This window comes from Njordella calcicola, from assembly GCF_056494125.1.
Genome location: NZ_CM151396.1, coordinates 5735295 through 5757413, shown reverse-complemented (window position 1 = coordinate 5757413; position 22119 = coordinate 5735295). Strand labels below are relative to the sequence as shown.

The following is a 22119-nucleotide window of genomic DNA, read 5'->3' as shown; positions in this document are numbered from 1 at the left end:
GCGTAATACTTCAACAGCTTAGTTTGACTCAGGTCCTTTAATCGATCCACGCAGTTCGCGAGGCACATCTTCAATCTTGGCATTCTTCGCTCGTTGCAGAGCTCGCACGTACATGACGACAGCCCAACGCTCTTGCGGCGTTAGGACAGCGCTATAGCTTCCCATTTTGCCTTTGCCATTGGTGATGGTGTAATAAATTTGGCCAACCGGCTGCTCGGCAACCTTCGGATCGTGTACCGATGTTGGTGGCAACCAGTCGCCTTGGTTTAATGCCGAAGCACGCAAGGAAACAAGCCCGTCCCCCGCTCCAGAATAACCATGGCAAGCGGCACAGTACGTCTCGAATTTCTGCTTGCCCAATCGCATGTTGTCAGCCGAAGCTTCGATCGGAATTTGCTTTAGGAATGGCAGGGCTGCAATAGGATCTGCAACCGGAGCACTGGTGGTAGGATCCGACTGATGATCACCCTCTTTCTCATCTGCAGGCGACTTATCGCCAGCTAACTGAGCATTAGACGTCGAGGGCTCGGTCGAAACCTCGGGGTTCTCCGCTGCAGCCGTAGTCTTGGGTGGTTCCTCTGGAGACGTTTGAGCTTCCGCAGCCTTCATCCCGTCAGCTTGGCCAGCCTCAATTGGAGCTGTCTCACTAGCTTCGACAGCCGCCGCAACTTCCGCATCCGCTACCGACACTTCTTCCACTTCTACTGCCGCAGTCGGTTCAGAAGGCTCGGCCGCAGGGGCATCGTCTTGTGCCGCTTCATCCTGCAACGCCACAAAGTATGGCGCGTCACCAGCAGTCATTGCGACTGCTCCTGGATCGTAACCAAGATAGAATGGATCTAAGCTTGACAACTGCCCGCGAGCAACTGTGCCCAACACTTGCGGTCGCGAAGCTCGTCCGTCAGCAAAAATACTGGTCGCTGCCTGCGCCTTCTTCTTCGGTTGAAAGTCCATGTCAAAGAATACGTGCCAGCGGGGTTGATCCGACCGGCTCGCTCGCATGTTCAGCACCACGGCAGCAGGTGCCAACGCGCAACACAACAAGAACACAATCGTCAACCAGACTCCCATCGGGATACTGGCCGGCGTGGAATCTTCTAAAACTTCATCCAACGATTCCGGAGAACCACTGGCCAATAGCTCTCGCACCGATTCGCGATTGAAGTATTTGTCTTTCGAGTTGACAAACAAGAAAAAACGATCGTCGGTCACGCGATCAAAGTTTGGGTTGGTAAACACTGGGTTGCTGAATCGAACCAACCGATTGAGAGCCAACATCCCCAAGAACGTCGTGAACGCACTGAAGAGAATCGTCAGTTCAAATCCGACAGGCACAAACGCTGGGAACGAAATAAAAGGTTTCCCGGAGATGATGTACGGGTAATCGATCGCATTCATCCAGATCTGCATCGCGAACGCTGTTGCAGTTCCCGTCATCCCCATGCATAACACGATCCAAGGCAGGACCGTCGGTTTGATGCCCAATGCTTCGTCGATCCCGTGCACGGGAAATGGCGTGAACGCATCGGTTTCGGTGTATCCTGCATCTCGCACTTTGCGTGCTGTTTTCAGCATCGCGTCTTCATCAGCGAACTCCGCCATCCAGCCATGAAACTTTGGCGGCTTTGGAGTTGCGGTTTTTTCGGGAGCGTGGGCAGCCATTGCTTAGGAACTCAATGAAATAATGTGTGAATCGCTATTCAAAAATCAACTAAAACTGTGTGGATCTAATGTGCGGACTTACCATGCGTTTCATCCGGACCGTGGGCATGGCCGTGTCCGTGGGCAGCATGCTTCTGGATTGCCAAAATGCCTTTGACTTCCGAGATAGCTATGACTGGCAGGAAACGGCAGAACAGTAAAAACAGAGTCATAAACAGACCAAAACTTCCAAAGAACATCAGTCCATCGTACAGCGTCGGACGGAAATATCCCCATGAGCTTGGCAAGAAATCTCGACTCAAACTGGTCACCGTGATCACGAATCGCTCGAACCACATGCCGATATTCACAAAGATCGAAACCACGAACATTGCCCAAGGGGTGGTTCGCATAAACTTGAACCAAAAGACCTGCGGCGAAATCACGTTACATGACACCATGATCCAATACGCCCAAGCATAAGGTCCGAACGCTCGGTTGATAAACGCGAAGGTTTCATAAGGATTGTACGAGTACCACGCAATGAAAAACTCCGTCGCATAAGCCAGACCGACCAAGGAACCGGTCGCCAAGATAATCTTGTTCATGTTCTCCAAATGGCGAAGCGTGATCAGATTCTCAAGCTTATAAATCTTTCTCACAGGAACCAGCAGCGTCACCACCATACCGAACCCGCTGAAGATCGCTCCTGCTACGAAGTAAGGTGGGAAAATCGTCGTGTGCCAACCAGGTAACTGGCTGACAGCAAAGTCAAAACTCACGACCGTGTGCACGGACAAAACCAGTGGCGTCGCAAGAGCAGACAGCAACGTATACGCTTTCTCGTATCGCATCCAATGACGCGACGAACCAGTCCAACCCAATGAGAAAATTCCATAGATCATACGCCGGAACTTGGTCGTGCTGCGATCGCGATACGTTGCCAAGTCAGGAATCAGACCCATGTACCAGAAGACCAACGATACCGAAGCGTACGTACCAACCGCGAAGACGTCCCATAGCAGCGGGCTGCGGAACTGCGGCCACATCCATAAGTTCAACGACGGATACGGAGTTAGCCAAAAAGCCAACCAAGCACGCCCCACGTGAATCCCAGGGAAAATACCAGCACAGATAACGGCGAAAATCGTCATCGCTTCGGCTGCTCGGTTGATGCTGGTTCGCCAGTTCTGCCGGAATAAGAACAGAATCGCGGAAATCAACGTTCCTGCGTGGCCGATACCGACCCAGAAAACGAAGTTCACAATTGGCCACGCCCAGAAAACAGGCGACATGTTACCCCAGATGCCGACCCCTGTCAGAATCAGGTACCCAATCAGGGAGAAAAACATGATGGCTGTCAGCAATGAAAAACCGAACAGCACATACCATAACGTTGGTTGCGGTCGCTCGGCAACTTGACAAACCATCTGTGTGATGGAACTGTAAGTTTGATTGCCCGTCACCAGTGGAGCGCGCGTGCCCGGCATTTCGACGGTGTTGTCGATTTCTCGCGGATTAAAGCTGGTCGCTACAGTTGCCATAGGATTTTAAACGTGAAAAAACAATAATGCGATTTGAAGTCTACAAGTACTCTTATTCATTCCGCTCGTCCAAGCAGAATTTTGCTCACCAAGCGTACGGCTTAGTGGGCCTCTACAGCATGATCGTGATCATGGCCCGCAGCGCCATCGCTGCCATGCCCATGCTCGTCATGCCCGTGGTCATCATGGCCATGCCCATGACCATGCGCTTCCTCTTTCCAAGGCGGATCCAATTGGTCCCTCGTCGTCAAGCGAGCTGGTACATTTCGCAAACGCGCCAGGTACTGCGTGCGCGGCTTGATGTTCAATTCTTCAAGCACTGCATAACAACGTGGATCGTTGTGTTTAGCGTACACGCGGCTGGACTTGTCATTCAAGTCACCAAAAACGATCGCCTGAGTTGGGCAAGCTTCTTGGCAAGCTGTCCGAATGTCGCCATCCTCGATCCGATTGCGGCCTTGGTTGCGAGCGATAATCTTTCCGTTCTGCACGCGCTGGATACAGTAAGTGCACTTTTCCATTACCCCACGACCGCGAACGGTAACTTCGGGATTCAAGACCAAGGACTGTAGCTTGGTATTGACCGATTCACGCTTGTCCTGCCAGCCATAAAAATAGCCGTACTTCTGATTGAAGTTGAAGTAGTTGAATCGTCGCACTTTATACGGACAGTTATTCGCACAGTAACGAGTGCCCACGCAACGGTTATAAGCCATCGCGTTGATCCCCTCTTCGGTATGCACCGTCGCGGCTACCGGGCAGACCTGCTCGCACGGAGCAGTCTCGCAGTGAGCACACGCCATCGGCTGCGTGACAATCCGCGGGTCCACCGGGTTGGTAAAGTCACCCTTCTCCTTGGTCGCCGATAGATCCGCGACAAAGTAGCGATCAATTCGCAACCAGTGCAACTCTCGCCCGCGATAAACCTGTTCCTTGCCCACCACAGGTATGTTGTTTTCGGCTTGGCAAGCTACAACGCAAGCACTGCACCCCGTGCACTTGTTCAAATCGATCGACATGCCCCAAGCATACGGATCGGCAACCGGTGGCTCTTTCCAAAGCGACTCGGGCTCATGATGCGGCTCGATATATGCAAACTTGCGATCTTTTTCATATAGATCCAACGTGCCTTCACGAACCAGCGTTTGGGCGCGACGTGGGATTTCTGCCATTCCAAGCTGATCGGACAGCGCGAAGTGGTCTTGGGTCGTTGCCAACTTGTACGGCACGCTGGTGCCTTCGACTTCCACGCCCGTCAAAATGAACGCTTGGTTCCAGCGTCGCAAATCCTTCAGCGAATGGCCTGTGGCATACTTGCCATCCATGCCTGCCACGGTACCGGCTCGCGTGCGTCCGTAGCCCAATTGGCAAACAACCGAGCCTTCCGCCATACCGGGCACGACAAACACAGGCAGCTTCGCACTAGCGTCGCCCTGGCGAATCACCACCATCTCGCCTTGCTTGACACCTAGCTTGCGAGCCGTTGCGATGCTCATCAAGGCCGCGTTATCCCAAGTCAATTTCGTAATAGGCTGCGGGCACTCTTGAAGCCAAGCATTGTTTGCCAAGCGTCCGTCGTAAATGGTCTCCGAAGGCAAAATAACCACTTCGAGATTGCGTACATCGACGTTGTCCGGGTCGCTGACGGAAATCGCAATGGAACCGCTAACTTGATCCGCTCCCGGAACTTGAGGAGCCGCCCCACCCTCAACGGAAACCGCAGCCGATGATGGCTGAGCACCGCTATCCTTCAAGTAACCATCATGCAAAACTTCTTGCCATACGCGATCATCAAACGAACCGCCGACCAACTGCTTGGCGGTCTCTTTAACGACCGCTTGCGGATCCAATTGCTCAAAGCCAGCCAATAAACTTAAAATCTCGATTGCAGATCGCCCGCCCGTGACCGGAGCGATCATCGGCTGGCAAACCGAATACGTCCCGTCGACACCCAGCACATCCGACCACATTTCCAGCGGATGGGCCTGAGGCAGAACCCACGTGCTTACCGCAGCCGTTTCATCGTCATAGTCCGCCGCATAGACGACCGTTCCTAACGAAGACAGCGCTTTGGACAAATCGACATCGCCCGCAACGGTGTAGACTGGGTTGGGCGCAAAGACCCAAGCAGCCTTGAACTGACCGCTGCTTGACTTTTCTACAAATTCATTAAGCTTCAACGCTGGCACATCCGCCAGTGCATTGGGTACGTCTAGCAGCAGCAACGTTTTGCCAAGATTATCCAGCTTGGCATTAATTCGCATTGCGATCTCATGAGCCGCAGCATCCTGCTGATATCCAACGCAAACCACCGAATTCCCTTTGTTTGCCAACAAGTCCGTGGCAAGCACCTCTAAGAATCGTTCGAGCTTTTCCGTAGGTGCCAATTCATTGTAGACCTTTTCATCAGCAATCGCCTCGTACGACTTGCCTTCGTCGATCATCGACTCCAGGCGACGTAAGAAATTCAACATCTGCGACGACTGCAAGGCAAACCGGAAGTCCGCTGTCGAACCGGTTACGCTGTATTGAGCTTCCACGCAATACAAACGATTCATATTCCCGTCATTTGGATTACGTCGTTTGGCGAACTGATGCGAGTTGATAACCGCTTCTGGATCGGTTCCCAGCAAGTCAGAATCGATCGAAACAATCACTTTCGCATTGTCCAATCGATAGAAAGCTGAAGCGCCCGCAGCACCGACTGACTCTAAGGCTTTGCTCAAGCTGCGTCGGTAGATTGAGTCATAGCGAACCAGCGTTGCTTTTGGTAGCTTCGCAATTGTCTCTGCCAGCAAGCGATTGAAAGTTGGGCTGCGGCTGGGCTCATACAGAATCGCCAACCCCTCACCACCATTGCCGGCCAATTCAGCCGCCGATTGTTTGGCATAAGCATCGAAAGCAGACCAATCCGGCGGAACTTCCGCACCGGCCACCGTCGACATCGGAGCGTTGCCACTGCGGTCGCTGCGATTGAGCACCGCTCCGCAGCGATCGGGATCATAAAGCGAGAGCACGGCCGCTTGCGTGTAAGTGTCGGTCCCTGCGTGAGCAAACTTCGCATCTTTGCCGTCGGCAAACTCCGACCCAGAAGAGGCCGCATAGACCGGATGCAACGAGTTTCCATCCAGCTTAATTGGACGGCCTTCGACACAAGTCGCCAGCGCGTGCACAACGCGGCCAGCCCACTCGAAATTCGTTGCAAAACTCTGAGGAAAACCGGCAACTCGCCCCTCTGGCGGGACCACGAAAGCCGCAAACTCTTCGCGATTATAGCGGCAGCCGACCGCACTTGCAAAAGCGATGGAAGAGCTCATGAGCTGCACCCAGCGGCGACGCGAGATCCCATCAGGGAACTCAGATGCGGCTACGGGAAACTCGCGTTCCAAAAACGCATCGAACTCAGCGGAGCCCTCAAGTTGGTCTACGCTGCGAAAGAACTTCTTGTTAGGAGCGGGCACTGGCGAATTCATCGATGACAGACTGCGCAATTGACTTTGGGATGGATATTCTTCTGCGACTTGAGATACGCCCCAAGCGCCTGTGGATCATTAGCAAACTTACCAAGCTCTTCGTCGTTGGGATCGATATCCGCAGCGGTCCAATCCAGCTTGGTCACATACTCTACCGGTCGCAGATGCGGTTCCGGATTGCGATGGCAATCGATACACCAAGCCATCGACTGGTCTTTGGCCTGATACACGACTTCCATCTTGTCCACGCGACCATGACAACTTACGCAGCTAACACCGCGATTGACGTGAGCCGAGTGATTGAAAAAGACGAAGTCAGGCAGACGATGAATTCGCACCCAATCGATCGATTCGCCCGTTCGCCAGCTATCATGAACCGGCTTAAGTTTGGGGCTTTCGGAATGCACCGCCGAAAGAATCGGACCACCTTCGGGCGTCTTGGGAGAATGGCAATTGATACAAGTTTTCGTGGCCGGCACCGTGGAATGCGCCCACTTGTCCACGCTATTGTGGCAATACTTGCAGTCCATCTTCAGTTCGCCAGCATGCAAAGCATGACTGAACGGCACAGGCTGCACAGGCTTGTAGCCCTCGTTGAGGGTGACCGGACTTGTAATGCCAAGAAACATTGGCCCGGCATATAGTAAACCACCGCTGACAATCAATAGCCCCATGAGAGCTACAAATTTATTGACCCAGCGAGGGAAAATGAACCGCTGCATCGTCAATTGAACCGCACCAAAACAGTTGATGAAAGTGTCGTCGGAACCGCCAATCCTATGCGACTCACCTAAGAATCGGACAGAATAGCAGAATCACTTCGACTGTAGAAGACCCTTCCCGAACGGACGAAGCTCGTCATTTCGAGAAACCAGTTCGTAACAAACCAACAGTATGCCCGTCATGCTCAATCTTTCACAATAGAGGATTGTGCTTTAGCGACATTTGGTCGCACAGTTGCCACCCATGATGCACGCTTTATCCTTTAACTAGTCCATAGGGCCTTGAGTTATCGACGATTTTTAAATGCCGCGAGAGTCAAATGTTTGCAAACAGTGTGAAAAAGAAGTTGTCGCTGGGGGCCGTTTCAGCCGGCGTGATGTGCATGGAGTTTGGCACTCCTAGTTTTCCGGCCATTACCGCCGCTGCCGGCGCGGAGTTCATTCTGTTTGATATGGAGCATACCGGCTGGGGACTAGAAACCATCAAAATGCTGGCCGGCGCTTCCATCGATCGCGGTATTGTGCCGCTGGTTCGCGTGCCCACAACCGAGTACCACTGGATTGCACACGCGCTGGACGTTGGAGCCATGGGGATCATCATTCCGATGTGCCATAACGCCGAGCAAGCAAAACTGGCTGTCTCTTGCGCCAAATACCCGCCGTTGGGGCGCCGCGGATGTGCCTTTGCCGTGGCGCACGATCGCTATCAAGCGGGTAGCATCCGCGAAAAAATTGACTTTATCAATGAGAATACGCTGGTGATCGCTCAAATTGAGTCGACCGAAGGGCTGGAAAATGTCGAGTCGATCGCGGCGGTGGACGGGATCGATGGTCTGTGGGTTGGCCAGTTCGATCTGTCGGTTTCGATGGGAATCCCCGCCGAATTCCAAAATCCGCGGTTGCAAGATGCGGTAAAGCGAGTGGTCGAGACCTGTACTCGCCACGGAAAGGCCGCTTGCCTAGGAGCCAGCGATCCAGCGGAGTTAAGCCAAGCTCCCCAAAATGGCTTTCGCCTGCTGATTTACGTCGCCGACGTTTGGATTTATCAGCAGGCTGTCCGCAATTGCATGCAGGCGATTCAATCTGCGGGCCAACAACTGCTATAATTCAGGCAAGTTGACATCGAACTCATGCCCCTGATTTCGAAACGTGCATTTGCGTTCGCCCATGAACACCCGAAATTCTACCGACGAGTCGCAATTCATCGAAGCCATGGGAGCTCCTCATGAGTGTGTGTACCTGCCCGACCAGACCGCGCGATTGTCCTACATCTACCCGCGTCATTACGTCTCAGCCCAGCGGTTGGATATTCAGCTCGCTCGAGGCCAACGTCGCTCAGGCCCGTTCCTCTACTACATGAATTGCGAGTTCTGTCGAGCTTGCCAACCCACCCGCATTGTGCTCGATGAGTTTCGAATGTCCACTTCGCTCAAACGTGTGAAGAAGCGCGGGGATTCCGAAGCTATCACCAGCATGAGTCCTGCGGTGGTCGATACACAGCGTGTTTCGCTGTACAACGCCCATCGCTTGCAACGTCGTTTGGGCGATGAGGGCAGTATCGCTGGTTTGGATGAGTATCGTGAATTCCTTGTAGACAGTTGCTGTAACACTCAAGAGCTGACTTACATCGTCGACGATAATTTAGCCGGATGCACGATTGTGGACGTGGGCGAAAAAGCGCTGTCAGCCGTCTATACTTTCTTTGACCCGATCTACTCGCGATTGTCGCTGGGGACTTATGCGGTGTTAAAGCTGATCGAATATGCCCAGTCCGTGGGTATGCAATATGTCTATCTGGGCTTATATGTCGCAAACAATCCCCACCTTCGGTACAAAGCCCGCTATGTTGTACAAGAGCGATTGATAAATGGCTTGTGGGTTCGATTCGATGACCCTGGCCACCAGTGGGCCGATGGCTCGCCGCCAGCCAGTGCTCCCTAGCCTAAATCCGCTCGCTTGCCCCCAGAGTTTACTCATACCATTGAATCGACGTTTTCTCACCTCAACCAAAAACGAATCATGAAACGATTACCTCTCGCCAGTATGTCTTTGTTGCTCGGTTGGTTATGCGCCAGCAGCGCCGTCGTCGCCCAAGACACCTCAGTTCCAGCAAAGCCGGCTGCTAGCTCCAGCACGCCTGCCCAATCGGTTGCATGGACCGACCTGCTGACCAAAGAAGCGTATGAAAAACATTGGACGGTAACTGAGTTTGGCGGCCAAGGGCCCGTCGCACTAGAGGCAGGCGTGTTAACTCTCAAAACTGGCACACCCTTAACTGGCGTCCACTGGAAAAGTGGAGACTTTCCCAAGGAGAACTACGAAGTGCGGTGGAAGGCCCAGCGTGTTGAGGGGAACGACTTCTTTGCTTGCCTGACCTTCCCCGTAGGCAATGAATATTGCTCGGTAGTCGTCGGCGGTTGGGGCGGCGGAGTGGTTGGCATCAGCAGTATCAATGGCAGTGATGCGTCCGAAAATGAATCGACGCAGTTTATGTCGTTTGACAATGATCGCTGGTACGAGTTCCACCTCAGCGTTACCGATCGCGAGATCACTTTTAAAATCGATAATGACCCGATGATCGAAGTGCAACGCGAAGGCAAGCGCTTCGACACACGCATCGAAGTCATTCGCTCACGTCCGCTAGGTTACTGCGCTTATCAATGCATTACACAGGTCAAGGATTTGGCCTATCGCAACATCGGCCAAGCTCAGCCGACCGCGGAACAGCAATCCTCCAAGCCTTTGTTCATGCGGGTCTTGTCCAATGATAAAGACGTTATGCAATCGATGCAAACAGCCGTCGCAAAGTATCGGGTAACTTCCGGCGAGTTTGCGGGTGCGAAAGTCGACTTAATCGGCGCGGTCCACGTCGGAGAACATAGCTACTACCAAGAGTTGAACCGCCGTTTCAAAACGTATGACGCGCTGTTATTTGAGCTGGTTGCAGATCCCGACATCCGAATCGCTGGACGCAAAGACCAAGAAGGCGTGATCAATCCTGTCAGCTCGTTGCAAGTGGCGATGAAAGATGCGCTCGAGTTGGAGTTCCAACTGGATTCGATCGATTACGAAGCCAAAAACTTTGTCCATGCCGACATGACGCCAGAAGAGTTTATGGCGGATATGCGTAAACGCAAAGACAGCTTCGTCAACATGTTCGCTCGAGTGCTAGGGTCATCGATCGCAGCGCAGAGCAGTCAAGGCAGTCAAGACGCAGCGATGGTCGCCGCTTTGATGCAGCCCAAAGCAACACGAGCCGTGGCCTTGCGCCGCGTGTTCGCTCAGCAAATGGAAAGCTCGGAAATGCAACTGGCTGGCTTGGCCGACTCCGAAGGTTTATCAACCTTAGTGACGCAGCGAAACGCGAAGGCGATGCAAGTCTTGAGGGAGCAACTGGCCAAAGGCAAACGCACTATCGGCATCTTCTACGGAGCAGCGCACTTAGACGATATGCACGTGAAAATGATCAACGATTTCCAAGCGGAGCTAGTGGAAACCGAATGGCTCGATGCGTGGCGATTAAAATAGGCTGCTTTTGCTTCACAAGAACCATGTGCGATTAACGCATATGGGTGCTTAGTAGTCGATCGGCTTCCTTTGAGGCTTCTTCCATGACGGCTTGTATTGCAACCGGCTTGCCACCTTGCTGCTTGCTTTCAAAAGCAGCCTGCATGAACGCATATAATTCAATCGTCTCTTCGATATGAACCGGTGTTTGCCCAGTGCGAAAGAAGCTTGCGATCTCTTGTAACAACGGCGAATATCCCGCGTAGGGCCCGATGTCCTGAATCGCTTTCTCACCAAACACGCGGCCACCATATCCGCTGGCACCGCTGCGTATGCCGCGAAAAGTTCCGATGCGACCATCACGCCATTTCCCGACGCTTAATTCAAAATCGCTGGTCGATGTATGAGCGACTGTTTCGCAGCCCACGCCCATGCAGGTATACAGCGATTCGACGCCATGGATTCCATACCAATACAGATCGACATGCGTCGGTTCCAGTGAGCAAGGGCTGTACGCATCGCAGCCTAACACACGGCCAACACTGCCACCGCGGATGGCGGCTTTGGTCTCAGTAAAACGCAGCGAGGAACTAGAGAACATTGGCACCTTCCAATGCTCGGCCGCTTTCGCGATGGCAATGGCTTCTGCAAGGTTCGCTCCAAGGGGTTTGTCGATAAACACTGGCTTGCCCGCCCGGAAAACCTGTACCGCTTGCTCAAGATGCAAGCGGCCATCATTGGTTTCTAAAAGCACACAGTCCACCTCGCCAAGCAACTGATCAATCGATTCCGCGATGGCAATCCCCATACTCTTGAAGTCTTCCGTGTACTTGGGGATTCGGCTGGCGCTAGATTCGATATCGCGGCTGCCGTAAGGATAAGCGATCGTGACTTTGCAGCCCTGCATACTCGGGCTTGCAGGCACTTGATTCATCTCTTTGGCAAACGCGGTGGCATGCGATGTGTCCAGTCCGATGATGCCCACGCGAATTAGCTTTAGTTCCTGAGCACCAATGGGTTGCATGGTTACCAGCGACAGGAGCAATTGGCATGCTGTGATCGACATCAAGCAATGGAACGATCGACGGGATAGAGATGGAGACATACGTCATTCTGTAGGTTAGAAGGGGCGGGGATGTGTAAGGGGGGGGCTAGAGGGGCTTGAGCAAGCGGGAAGTCGCTTACACCTTTGGTTCCCAGCCAGCGCGGTACTCACGGGTCCAATACTGCTGCGCCGCAGAACTGTTCGTGACGTGTCCGTTGGCAGAATCGATCAGCAAAGTTTCTTGGCAACGATAAGCGATATTACCTAAGTGGCACAGTAGCGTGCTGCGGTGAGCTTGCTCGATATCCGCATTGGGCAATTCACCGGTACGAATGCTGTCCAAGAAGTTCTGCAGATGCGTTGCATCACCTCCGTCGCCTTTCTTGCTTTCTATTTCTTTGTCATTGGCGTCATAGATCGCATAGTCCGCTCCGCGAATGACCAGTGAGCCATCGGTGCCATGAAAGCTGATCCCGAAACGCGAATCGTGCGGGCCAAGTGGCGACCAACTGAGCCCTTCCCAAGTAATAGTCTTACCTTCAGGGAAATCAAAGGTGGCCATCATCGTGTCGGGCGTCTCTTGGTCATCGTCATAACGATAATGCCCACCCCCCGCGGTGACGCGAATTGGGAAAGCGACCTGCAGCCCCCATCTGGCAACATCGATACCATGGATGCCATTGTTGCCCAACTCGCCGTTGCCCCAGTGCCAGTTCCAATGCCAGTTGTAGTGCACCAGATTGTCTTGGTAAGGTCGCTCGGGAGCCGGGCCCTGCCACAAGTTCCAGTCCAGCCACTGCGGCACGTCGGTGGGTTTGCCTTGGCCGATCGTTGGTCGGCGGTTGTTGTACCAAGTGCGAGCATAAAGAGCTTTGCCAAGCGCCCCGTCGTGAATCTTCTGAATCGCTTCCTGAACGACAGGCCAACTGCGGCGTTGCGATCCCATTTGGACGATGCGTTTGTTCTTGCGAGCGGCCTCCAGTGACCACTGGCCTTCTTGCGGAGTATGGCTGCAAGGCTTTTCGACATAGACATGCTTGCCGGCCGCACAACCCAGGATGGTGGCTGGAGCATGCCAATGATTGGGCGCGGCCACGACTAGCACATCGACGTTTTGGTCATCCAGGATTCGTCGGAAGTCTTGCGTAACCGTCGGCTTGATTGACTGCAAATCGGCAACATAGCCGGCCACACGTTCAGCGGCCCTTGAGTCGACATCGCAGATTGCACCGACGGATACATTGGGTTGCTTGGCAAACCCTTTGGCCAAATCGGCGCCGCGACTGTTGACGCCCATGACCCCCACGACAATCTTCTCGTTGGGGGATGATCCAGTCGCTTGGCCATGAACTTTCTGTAGCCGATGCGGATCGGCTGCTAAGGCGACGGCTGCGGAGGTCGCAGCATACTTTAAAAACAAACGTCGATCGCGGGCTTGAGATCGCATCATGGCAAGGTCTCCATAGAGGAAGAAGGCGGGGGGCTATACTTGGGATTATATCAATCTTGCTCGAAGTCTGCTGGACCAAATCCTGGCCCGCCCGGACCGAATCCTGGCCCGCCTGGCCCAAACCCTGGACCGCCATGACCGCCTGGAATACCCGGACCACCAGGACCAAAGCCTTGCATGCCTCCGCCCATCATTGCGGCCATCATGGCAATCGGTTGCAGCATCATGTCGAACTCTTGCTGGGTTTTCGCTTTTTCCAATCCGGACAAGAAGCTGGTTTTGAATTCCTTCAACTGCGATCTGGCAAGCGCTTGATTCTGTGGAGTCAAGGCTTCGAGTTGCTCTTTGGCTTTCGCGATCGAATCGGACCACGAGTCGGCGAGCTCTTTGGGAATCCATTTGCCTTCGATGCGCACCAACGTCGTACTTTGTTCGGCTTGCCCTGGCGAACTGTAAGTCACAATCGCAGTATCGGAATCGATCGTTTCAATAGTGTATTTCATTTGCGAGATGTCTTGTGCCGCAGCGGCTTCTTCCATTCCCATCGATTCAGCCAGATTGCTGAGTGGTTCGAGGGCGGCCAGCAATCGAGTCAAGTATTTGCCAACCAGCGGCTTCACATCCCCGCTCTTAAGTGCGCTGGGGGAAAAGGGTTCGACATCAAAAGCTGCATCGAGTGCATTGACCACGGGGTCAAACGCTTTGTTTGCTTCGGGTGACTTCAGCATCGGCAACGCTTGGCTGTTTAGGATCAGCTTCTTTTTTGATTTCAAGATGCCGATCAGTTGTTTCTTGGTCGCCACAATGTCGCTGTGTAGGCCAGCATCCAGTTTTTGACCGGTCAGCTTAACAAGCGATTGAACATCGCTTTGGTATGACGCGGGCAGTATATCCCAAGCGAAAGAGTAATCTTTCTTTTCCACCTGCGATTTGACGAATGCAACGTACTCCTCGACCGACATGTTGTCGCTGATAGTCGATGCAGAAGAAGGTTCCATGACCTTGCTAGGTGCCGCATTTTGAGCAACGCGAGCAGCTTCTGATTTGGCAAGCTGTTGACTGGCCGCATTGAGTTTAGCGATGGGAACTTTGATTTCGGAACCATCGGTTTTCTTCAGGACGACTTGATTCGCTTCCACGCGAACAAAGGTCGCTTGAACCTTAAACTTTCCTGTCGCATCCACCCACAGCGGCGCGTCTTGTGCCAGCGCCGTGGACAACGATCCCAAGCCAACGGTGATGGCCAACGCGATCTGGGGAAATCGTAGTCTTCTCATAGTAAGTACCTCAGCAAAACTGCGCAGTGTTCATGTTTATTTGCCATGTCGAACGCCCAAACAAGCGGTCGTTCCACCGCTGTATTGTAGTCCAAGGAGGGGGACGCTTGGCGGTCGAGCTGCACTGCGATTAAGATTTTCTATCGGCCTGCGATTACCGATCAGTGCCAAAGCACGATACAGCCGAACAGCGTTTGTAGAGTAGGCTGTTCTAAGGCGAACTCGCGCCTTCCATATCCGATGGTAACTCTTCTGGACGAGAAACTTCGACGATGCGGCGATTGGCTGATAAATGCCGCTGGAGAGTAAACCAGTCTTCGTCCAGTTCCGGCGAGCCGCGATATTCAATGGTACAAGCCACAAGCCCACGGCCTTCACCGCTTCGCTCCCACTTCAACATGAGCTTGTAGACCACATTGGTTTGGCGATCTGACCAAAACTCAATGGTGCTGGGCGATCGCGGATTGGGTTTTCGCAATCTTCCAATGACATGGTTGCAACGCACTTTGTCTAAGCCTGGGGCGCTGACGTTTAACTGAAAGTCAACCGCTTCACGCAGTTGCAGTTTGTAAGCCCGTCGCATCCGTTGCAGCGTGGTCGGCATGTGGAGGAATGTGCTGGGTACATCGCGGTTGGCTAACCAACTGCCCACCAATGCTTCATTGCCAATGTAAGCGGGGCCCATTCGTGGAATTAACCAACGCTGGGCAGCATCGCCACCAATCCAGACATCATCCAGTCCTCTAGCTGAGGGGACATGCATTACAAATTGATCTTGTTGGTCGAAGTATAAGTTGGCTTTGGTTTCTCGGTGGCCGCCGATAGGACGTCGTCGTGTCATCGAGACATCGTAAGCGCGAATGGTAGGTTTGGCTTCAAGTACTTTGTCGACTGCAGCGTACGCCTTATTGCTCGTGGTAAAACTGGCGAAAGCGAGCGAGGCGGCGACCATCAAGCTGGCAGCCATCGCAAGTGCGCTCCATTTACCCCAAGCAGGTTTTGTAGACCCTCGCTTGGGAACCGTCGCTAGCGTGCTACGCGCTGCTTGGGCATCGGGCGTTATCGCTTGCATCAGGCGAGCGATGCGTTGTTGGTCCAAAGCCGAGTTGGCCTGGGGATGATAAACTTCATGGAGTAACGCTTCCAGTAATCCATCCTCGGCCGATGAGCAGCTTGGCTCCACTTGCTCATCACGGTCGGCGTTGTTGCTGTTATTGGGGTTGTTCACATTCATGGCTTGGCTAGCTGGTTTAAGCTTGTTCCATTTCGGGCAGTTTGCTTTCGAAGCAACTTTGCACACGTTGTTTGGCTCGCAGCAGTCGCTTCTTGACTGCTTCTAACGCCAGCCCCAACTGATCGCAGATGGCGGCTGGTTTTAGCCCATCTCGAAAACGCAGCTCCAAGCACTCGCGATCTGCGTCTTTCAGTTTGCTCAAGCATTCTCGTAACACCGCCAGCTTTTCATCCAGCGTATCGCCAGGCAAATGGTGGATGCTTTCGAGACGCTGGCTGAGGCTGGCCAGCGAATCGGCGTCACCGACCAGTGCGATGCGGTTCGACTTGCGTTGCTGCGCCAGTAACGTTTTGGCCGCGATGCCGCGTAGCCAAGGACCAAAGGGTTTGGTGCGGTCGAATTGGTCCAGTTTTCGCCAAGCGACAATCATGGACTCTTGCCACACATCGTCCAGCAAGGAATCGCTGCAGCCCGCCGCCTTGAGATAGACCGTCAGCATGCGGGAATGCTCGCGGATCAATAGCTCGAATAGTTCGGCCGATTGAAGCACCATGGCAACCTAAAAAATTGGACAGACAAGCTCGCGGATCATGCGATTGTACACACCTGAATTGTCGCTCAGAGTACGAACGAGGACAAAGAAAAAACGCAATCGATCAAATCGCAGCCAAACATGGGATCGCCTCAAGGAAAATCCGGAGGTTTTCCGCTATATTCCGGACCAAATTGACATTCCGGACCAAATTGATTGTGATGACGCGGGCCAGCCGCCCGTGCCCACCGTTATTTGAAGTTACTCCGGCTGTACGAAAGAATAAAGCTGTTGTCTGAATCGTCCGTGACTCCTCCATCTGATCAAATTTCGTTAGAGCAGCCAGATCCTCGTATCCAATCGGTCGCCAGTGGAGGCGATCTTGGTCGGTCAGACTTACAGTCGCGGCAAGTTCTCGAATGCCCTGCGACCTCAATCGGCACGCGAAAACGAGCGAATGGAACTGCGGTTGCAGATGGCCGATGAGCGTGGGCTGCGATTTCGTGTTAGGCAAATCGCGGGCGCTATTGCCAGACGGATTGTTTGCTGGTCGACTATTGGAGATCGACTCCAAAGAGGGGAAAAGTTTGGTATGATCAAGATTGGCTCGCGAACCGAACTGGTCCTTCCACGTAGCAACCAAGTCGAACTTGTCGTTCGGCTGGGTGATTAAGTCAAAGCTGGTACCAGCGTCATGGCGAGACTGACACCGTCGAAAACAAATCGAGATGGCCAATCGACTAAAGCAAGCGAAGCTGAAAAAACATAGCCGCGACCGAAAACGCAGCCTGATTACGCTGCCTGAACTGCTACGCCGCGGGCGTTTGCGGCATGACATCGCCGTGCAGACCGAGCTTAACCCGCTGCGCACACGGCGCCGAATTCGAACGGTCTCAAAACCCACGGTCACCCCAGCGGCCATCCCCAACCTGCTGACCTTATGCAACGGGCTCAGCGGTCTCATGAGCATCGTGTTTTCGACCAATGCGATCTTTGAGCTGACTCCGTCTTGGTCTTTGTTTCTAGCCTCTGCGTGCATCTTTGTCGGCATGATTTTCGACATGATGGACGGCCAAGTCGCTCGTCGGCTCAAGCAAAGCAGCCTTTTTGGAACGCAATTGGACAGCTTGAGCGATGCGGTTTCCTTTGGTGCCGCACCCGTGTTTCTGCTTTTAGCATTCAACGAATACCTGCCCGCGATCGCTTTACTGCTGATCGGCATGCTGCACTTTAGCTGTGTTTTGATGAGGCTTGCTCGGTTTAACGTGCAAACCGATGAAAACGACACGCATGAGTTTTTTACGGGGCTACCTTCACCAGCCGCGGCCGGAATTATCGCCTCGTTTGGGATAGCCTTGGTGGCTCTCAATCGCTGGACAACGCCCGATGCCATGCCGTGGGCTCAAGAAGCAGCCCCGCGGATCGCCACCGCCATCATGGTCTTGGTGCCGGTGATTACCGCCATTGCTGCCTTCCTTATGGTTTCCAACATTTGCTATCGTCACGTAGCCAACCGTTGGAGAAAACGCAAAATGAGGTCCTACCAATTCACTCGCGTTGTTGTCATATTGATTACGGCGCTGACCTGTGGCGAGCTAGCTTTACCGCTTGCTCTGTGCCTGTTCGCATTCGAGTCGCCGATCCAATCCCTCTATCGCCACATATTGGGAATTTCCCCAATCCAACCAGAGCCGAAGGTAAGTGTCGGTGTTGAAACCAGCAACCCCGCCAGCCTTTCCCAGCCAAACGTATAGAATTTACTCCGAGTTTCGCAACTTATGTCTCTGAATGCCGCGCCGCAATCAAGGGCCGTTTCCAGTCATACTTACCACAGGTTTTCTAAACACTATGACCGAATCTTTGGTCGTGTCTATGAACGCCGAATCCAAGCTACCATCCGGTCCCTGAATATCGCTCCAGGTCAACGAGTTTTGGAACTGGGAGTTGGGACGGGGCTCTCCTTTGCCGCTTATCCAGCACATGCTCATGTCCTGGGCGTTGATCTATCCCAGGCAATGCTGGATGTTGCTCAGGATTGGATCTTGGAAAACCAATGGGATCACATTGAAGTGCGTAATATGAATGCCACCGCTTTGGACTTCGAGAATGACCAGTTTGATTACGTCATGGCGTTTCATCTGGTCAGCGTCGTCGACGATGTCGCAAAGCTGATGCGTGAAATGCACCGCGTGTGTAAACCCAATGGGAAACTGGTTGTAATCAATCATTTTCGCAGCCAGAAGCCATGGATCGCACCGCTGATGGACAGCATTTCCCCGTTGACCAAACACTTGGGTTGGCGCACCAATCTACGGCGGGAAGAGATCTGCCAAGCCATCCCCATGACAATTGAGAAAACCTACAAAACAAAGCCTTGGTCGCTGTTTACCATCGTCGTGGGTCGAAGAGATCACAAGGCTTGATGGCGGCCCTTTATTCGCGATGAATAATCTGGGTTAATCTGTCGGGAAGGTCAAGCTGGGATTGAGTCCGCTACCGCATGCACTTATATTTGCGGACTTTCGGCGAATTCCGCTCCGTTACTTCTCCAAAGCTAGCAAAATGTCCACCCCTGCAGCGCAAGGCACTCCCGCTCGATCGACTCCTCGCTCCGACGTTCAAAGCAACTTATTGGCTGATCGCATCGAGCGTTGGTTTCTGCAGCTCAAGCCTCTGTTTCCTTGGATTTTGGCTGGTATTTTGGCGGTGGTCGCGATCGCGATTGCCATTTCGCTGATTTCGGGCCGGGCTGCCAAACGCGAAGCGACGGGGTGGTCAGACATCTATTTTTCGCAAACGCAGGTCTCGCAGTTGGAGACGGTGGCACAGGATTATTCTGGCACGACGGCCGCCCTGTGGGCACAGCAGATCGCGGCCGATGCCAAACTGAATGAAGCTTTGATGCAAGTTTACCTTGACCGTGGGATTGCCCTGCAGAAATTGCAGGAAGCCCGCGCGGAATACCAGGCGGTTGCTGACAATACCCGCGATTCAATGCTGGCGGTTCGAGCGAACTTGGGAATTGCGAAAACCTATGATTCCGAAGCAAATGCCCAATTGGCCATCGACGCGTACCGCAAGGTGATGGGCATGGAAGGCGCTGACGAAAAACTTCAGCAATCGCTAGCCGATCGAATTGAGTTTATGCAAAGCGATCGTGGTAAGGAGTTCTTCGCTTGGTTCCAAGCCAATGCGCCAGCCGATCCACGTCCAGTGGGCGCTGCAGAAGACCTTCGGACATTACCCACAACTCCCGACATCAAATTTTCGCCGCTGGACAATCCGTTGGGGACTTCCAGTTCCACCGAAGCACCAACGCTTTCGGATGAAATTGCGATCCCTGATCCGAACACGCCACCGGTTGAGGAAGCTGAACCTGCTGCCGACGCGATTCAAATTCCTAGTGCTTCCGAAACGACCGAAGAAGCTCCTTGAACGCCATCCAACAATTAACTTTCCAAGTCCCAGACGACAAAGATGGACTTCGGATCGATCTGTTCCTCACCTTGGTGTGTGATGGATACAGCCGTGTCTTTCTGCGGCGTGTGGTTGCTGAAGGGCACGTGCAAGTCAACGGCCAGTCGGTCAAACCGGCTTTCAAAATCCATACGGGCCATACCGTCACGATCGATTTGCCTCCCCCTCCAGACGATGGCCCCATTCCTGAAGACATTCCGCTGAATGTGCTTTGGGAAGACGAGCATTTGGTAATCATAAACAAGCCCCCCGCGATGGTCGTACATCCCGCCAAAGGTCATTGGCGAGGGACGCTGACCGCCGCACTTGCGCACCACTTCAAATCGCTCAGCGACGTTGGCGGGCCAACACGCCCTGGTATCGTGCACCGACTGGATCGCGATACCAGCGGCGTGATCGCGATTGCCAAAACCAACGAAGCACACTTTAAACTGGCCGCTCAGTTCGAGAGCCGTGATGTGGAGAAGGAGTATCGCTGTATCGTCGTTGGTCGTATCGATCACGACCGCGACTGGATCAAGGCTCCTATCGGTTATCACCCGTACCAACGCGAAAAGATGGCGATCCGTGATGGCCATCATTCCAGTCGCAACGCGGAGACGTTTTACGAAGTCATCGAAAGATTCGCAGGCTACTCGTACTTGAGCGTCCATCCCAAGACGGGGCGCACGCATCAAATCCGAGTTCATTTAGACCATGTTGGTCATTCGGTTTTGTGCGACCGGCTATATGCTGGTCATGCCACGATCACGAAAGGGCAGTTGCTGCGAAAGGCATTGCAGGGCAAGCCATCTGTGCCTGCCGATGAAGAGGTCGTGATTGATCGTCAAGCGTTGCATGCGTATCGCTTGAAGATCGTGCATCCAATCAAAGGCAACGAGCTCGAGTTTATCGCACCGTTGCCTCAGGACTTCGAACTAGCTCTAGCGGTGCTTCGTTCCGTCAAAGCTTAATCGTTTGTTTGGCTGCATATGGATAATTCCGAGTTCAATCGCTGATCGGCCAGCGCCACAACGCGCAGTTGTTCTCGGTGCGACAACAGTTGCCAGTTAGCGATCTCGTCGATGGTTCGACCGCAACCGATGCAAACTTTCGCCTTGTTCAAAGCACATTGTTTGGTGCAAGGCGAAGCGATCGGTTGGCATAAAATTACTTGATTGGACAACGGTGCTTCCTTACCCGGACGTTGTCCAACGTTAAGCGTTGCTGGAGCTAGTGTCGATCGACGCGACATCACTAGGTGACGGAGCGTTGGTCGACGCGTCGCTCAGTTTGTGGGAGCGGCGTTTCCGCCACGCCATCGCCCCGCCCGCCAAGCCTAGCAGGACCAGCGAGCTGGGTTCGGGGATCGCAGCTATGACGAAATTGTCCAGCGAAAGGTACGTTGGCGTATTGAGAAAAGTGCCACTGATGTCTGTCCCCGTGAATTCGAATCCTAAGCGATTGGTGTTCAGCCCGCTTAGATCGACGTCTAACCAATCGGTAAGCATGTTGAGGCTGCCTCCCTGTGGGTAGCTTGCCAGATCGATCCAATCGGACTGACCGATGACGCTATTTGCAGCATTGAGTGACAAGAATCGCACTCGCAGGAAATCGCCAGGGATGAACTCCGATGTGAAGTCGCCTAAACCATTTTCGTACGCGAAGTTGTTAAGTAGGTTGTTGTTGATACTGACTTGTTGAAAACGAAAATTGGCGGGTAATGAGAAGATAGCATCTCCCGCCCCCACTTCCTGACCTTGTGGCGTAAAGTTGCTGTTGTAAACCGATAGCCAAGTGTTCGAGCCGCCAGCTCCTTGTCCATTGGCACTTACGGTGTCATCTCCGTTCAACCAATAATTGTCGGGGTTGGAAAAATTGAACGAGTCTATTACTGGTGCAGTCCCGCTAAACGCAGATTTCGACGACAATGCGTAGATCAAGAACCCACCCGTTGGCACTTCGATCGAAAGTGATCCGCTTAAAGGGGTTGAGGGCGAAAATCGATATTCAAACGCATCAGGCGAAGCGGCCGAGTAAAACTCTTCAAAGCCGATGACTTCTGCTGAAATATTGTGGCTTGCGAACAGCGCGCAGAACGCGACCAAGCCGGCGCAATAGAGCCGGAAAAAATGGTTAAGCACAGGTAGCTCCTAGAAAAATAAAGTCACTTCGAAGGTCAAGCGACGACCTGCAGCAGTTCTACAAAATGAGTAGAGCTCCGTTCAGTGCGCAGCA

19 protein-coding genes are annotated in these 22119 nt (G+C 53.3%); 8 read left to right on the top strand and 11 right to left on the bottom strand.

The genetic code is table 11. The annotated features are described in order from the left end of the window. Positions 1–18: 18 nt before the first annotated feature. The 4 genes from SH302x_RS22170 to SH302x_RS22155 all read right to left on the bottom strand — a co-directional run bounded on the left by SH302x_RS22170 (position 19) and on the right by SH302x_RS22155 (position 7380). The gene (locus tag SH302x_RS22170; protein WP_479364927.1) at positions 19–1662 is read right to left on the bottom strand and encodes a quinol:electron acceptor oxidoreductase subunit ActD; all 1644 of its coding nucleotides are present in this window, start codon (positions 1660–1662) and stop codon (positions 19–21) included. 65 nt (positions 1663–1727) lie between these two features. Beyond that, positions 1728–3185, bottom strand: a complete 1458-nt coding sequence (gene nrfD / locus SH302x_RS22165; protein ID WP_479364926.1) for an NrfD/PsrC family molybdoenzyme membrane anchor subunit — start codon at positions 3183–3185, stop codon at positions 1728–1730. 101 nt (positions 3186–3286) lie between these two features. Further along, positions 3287–6658, bottom strand: a complete 3372-nt coding sequence (locus tag SH302x_RS22160) for a TAT-variant-translocated molybdopterin oxidoreductase (protein ID WP_479364925.1) — start codon at positions 6656–6658, stop codon at positions 3287–3289. Then, positions 6655–7380 (bottom strand): cytochrome c3 family protein, encoded by a 726-nt coding sequence (locus SH302x_RS22155; RefSeq protein WP_479364923.1) that lies wholly within the window; start codon positions 7378–7380, stop codon positions 6655–6657. Before SH302x_RS22155 ends, SH302x_RS22160 begins: the two co-directional genes overlap by 4 nt. A 320-nt stretch (positions 7381–7700) precedes the next feature. Here SH302x_RS22155 and SH302x_RS22150 point away from each other — a divergent pair, with 320 nt between their 5' ends. The 3 genes from SH302x_RS22150 to SH302x_RS22140 all read left to right on the top strand — a co-directional run bounded on the left by SH302x_RS22150 (position 7701) and on the right by SH302x_RS22140 (position 10908). Then, positions 7701–8486, top strand: a complete 786-nt coding sequence (locus tag SH302x_RS22150; RefSeq protein ID WP_479364922.1) for an HpcH/HpaI aldolase family protein — start codon at positions 7701–7703, stop codon at positions 8484–8486. Between the two features lie 61 nt (positions 8487–8547). Further along, positions 8548–9321, top strand: coding sequence for an arginyltransferase (locus SH302x_RS22145; protein WP_479364920.1), 774 nt, complete (start codon positions 8548–8550; stop codon positions 9319–9321). Between the two features lie 78 nt (positions 9322–9399). Beyond that, positions 9400–10908, top strand: coding sequence for a hypothetical protein (locus SH302x_RS22140; protein ID WP_479364919.1), 1509 nt, complete (start codon positions 9400–9402; stop codon positions 10906–10908). 31 nt (positions 10909–10939) lie between these two features. Here SH302x_RS22140 and SH302x_RS22135 read toward each other — a convergent pair whose 3' ends face one another. The 5 genes from SH302x_RS22135 to SH302x_RS22115 all read right to left on the bottom strand — a co-directional run bounded on the left by SH302x_RS22135 (position 10940) and on the right by SH302x_RS22115 (position 16446). Beyond that, positions 10940–11911, bottom strand: coding sequence for a Gfo/Idh/MocA family oxidoreductase (locus SH302x_RS22135; RefSeq protein ID WP_479369304.1), 972 nt, complete (start codon positions 11909–11911; stop codon positions 10940–10942). A gap of 157 nt (positions 11912–12068) precedes the next feature. After that, positions 12069–13382, bottom strand: coding sequence for a Gfo/Idh/MocA family protein (locus tag SH302x_RS22130; RefSeq protein ID WP_479364918.1), 1314 nt, complete (start codon positions 13380–13382; stop codon positions 12069–12071). Positions 13383–13432: 50 nt separating this feature from the next. Next, positions 13433–14659: an SHD1 domain-containing protein gene (locus SH302x_RS22125; protein ID WP_479364917.1), complete on the bottom strand. Its 1227-nt coding sequence runs from the start codon at positions 14657–14659 to the stop codon at positions 13433–13435. A 211-nt stretch (positions 14660–14870) separates the two neighbouring features. Further along, positions 14871–15893, bottom strand: coding sequence for a hypothetical protein (locus SH302x_RS22120; protein WP_479364916.1), 1023 nt, complete (start codon positions 15891–15893; stop codon positions 14871–14873). 16 nt (positions 15894–15909) lie between these two features. Further along, positions 15910–16446, bottom strand: coding sequence for a sigma-70 family RNA polymerase sigma factor (locus tag SH302x_RS22115; RefSeq protein WP_479364915.1), 537 nt, complete (start codon positions 16444–16446; stop codon positions 15910–15912). 349 nt (positions 16447–16795) lie between these two features. On the opposite strand from SH302x_RS22115, the gene SH302x_RS22110 reads away from it, so the two are divergent. From SH302x_RS22110 to SH302x_RS22090, 5 genes are all read left to right on the top strand, one after another. Beyond that, a complete protein-coding gene (locus SH302x_RS22110; protein ID WP_479364913.1) occupies positions 16796–17098 on the top strand; it encodes a phosphatidylserine decarboxylase in 303 nt (100 codons plus the stop codon). A 55-nt stretch (positions 17099–17153) separates the two neighbouring features. After that, complete coding sequence (locus SH302x_RS22105; protein WP_479364911.1) at positions 17154–18179, top strand: CDP-alcohol phosphatidyltransferase family protein; 1026 nt, start codon at positions 17154–17156, stop codon at positions 18177–18179. 24 nt (positions 18180–18203) lie between these two features. Further along, a complete protein-coding gene (locus tag SH302x_RS22100; RefSeq protein ID WP_479364909.1) occupies positions 18204–18848 on the top strand; it encodes a class I SAM-dependent methyltransferase in 645 nt (214 codons plus the stop codon). Positions 18849–18987: 139 nt separating this feature from the next. After that, positions 18988–19860, top strand: coding sequence for a YfgM family protein (locus tag SH302x_RS22095; protein ID WP_479364908.1), 873 nt, complete (start codon positions 18988–18990; stop codon positions 19858–19860). Next, on the top strand, positions 19857–20855 hold the full coding sequence (locus tag SH302x_RS22090) for an RluA family pseudouridine synthase (RefSeq protein WP_479364907.1): 999 nt from the start codon (positions 19857–19859) through the stop codon (positions 20853–20855). Before SH302x_RS22095 ends, SH302x_RS22090 begins: the two co-directional genes overlap by 4 nt. Here the strand turns inward: SH302x_RS22090 and SH302x_RS22085 are convergent. Both SH302x_RS22085 and SH302x_RS22080 read right to left on the bottom strand, forming a co-directional pair. Continuing rightward, on the bottom strand, positions 20852–21067 hold the full coding sequence (locus tag SH302x_RS22085; RefSeq protein WP_479364906.1) for a DUF1289 domain-containing protein: 216 nt from the start codon (positions 21065–21067) through the stop codon (positions 20852–20854). The two genes, SH302x_RS22090 and SH302x_RS22085, sit on opposite strands and share 4 nt — an antisense overlap. A 31-nt stretch (positions 21068–21098) precedes the next feature. Then, positions 21099–22025, bottom strand: coding sequence for a DUF4465 domain-containing protein (locus tag SH302x_RS22080; protein ID WP_479364904.1), 927 nt, complete (start codon positions 22023–22025; stop codon positions 21099–21101). Positions 22026–22119 lie beyond the last annotated feature (94 nt).

Bases quoted from the DNA above. Each gene is read 5' to 3' on its own strand.
- SH302x_RS22150 (WP_479364922.1), top strand. From the start codon at position 7,701: ATGTTTGCAAACAGTGTGAAAAAGAAGTTGTCGCTGGGGGCCGTTTCA.
- SH302x_RS22100 (WP_479364909.1), top strand. From the start codon at position 18,204: ATGTCTCTGAATGCCGCGCCGCAATCAAGGGCCGTTTCCAGTCATACT.
- SH302x_RS22095 (WP_479364908.1), top strand. From the start codon at position 18,988: ATGTCCACCCCTGCAGCGCAAGGCACTCCCGCTCGATCGACTCCTCGC.
- SH302x_RS22105 (WP_479364911.1), top strand. From the start codon at position 17,154: ATGGCCAATCGACTAAAGCAAGCGAAGCTGAAAAAACATAGCCGCGAC.
- SH302x_RS22130 (WP_479364918.1), bottom strand. From the start codon at position 13,382: ATGATGCGATCTCAAGCCCGCGATCGACGTTTGTTTTTAAAGTATGCT.
- SH302x_RS22140 (WP_479364919.1), top strand. From the start codon at position 9,400: ATGAAACGATTACCTCTCGCCAGTATGTCTTTGTTGCTCGGTTGGTTA.
- SH302x_RS22160 (WP_479364925.1), bottom strand. From the start codon at position 6,658: ATGAATTCGCCAGTGCCCGCTCCTAACAAGAAGTTCTTTCGCAGCGTA.
- SH302x_RS22115 (WP_479364915.1), bottom strand. From the start codon at position 16,446: ATGGTGCTTCAATCGGCCGAACTATTCGAGCTATTGATCCGCGAGCAT.
- nrfD (WP_479364926.1), bottom strand. From the start codon at position 3,185: ATGGCAACTGTAGCGACCAGCTTTAATCCGCGAGAAATCGACAACACC.
- SH302x_RS22120 (WP_479364916.1), bottom strand. From the start codon at position 15,893: ATGAATGTGAACAACCCCAATAACAGCAACAACGCCGACCGTGATGAG.
- SH302x_RS22135 (WP_479369304.1), bottom strand. From the start codon at position 11,911: ATGCAACCCATTGGTGCTCAGGAACTAAAGCTAATTCGCGTGGGCATC.
- SH302x_RS22170 (WP_479364927.1), bottom strand. From the start codon at position 1,662: ATGGCTGCCCACGCTCCCGAAAAAACCGCAACTCCAAAGCCGCCAAAG.
- SH302x_RS22155 (WP_479364923.1), bottom strand. From the start codon at position 7,380: ATGCAGCGGTTCATTTTCCCTCGCTGGGTCAATAAATTTGTAGCTCTC.
- SH302x_RS22145 (WP_479364920.1), top strand. From the start codon at position 8,548: ATGAACACCCGAAATTCTACCGACGAGTCGCAATTCATCGAAGCCATG.
- SH302x_RS22125 (WP_479364917.1), bottom strand. From the start codon at position 14,659: ATGAGAAGACTACGATTTCCCCAGATCGCGTTGGCCATCACCGTTGGC.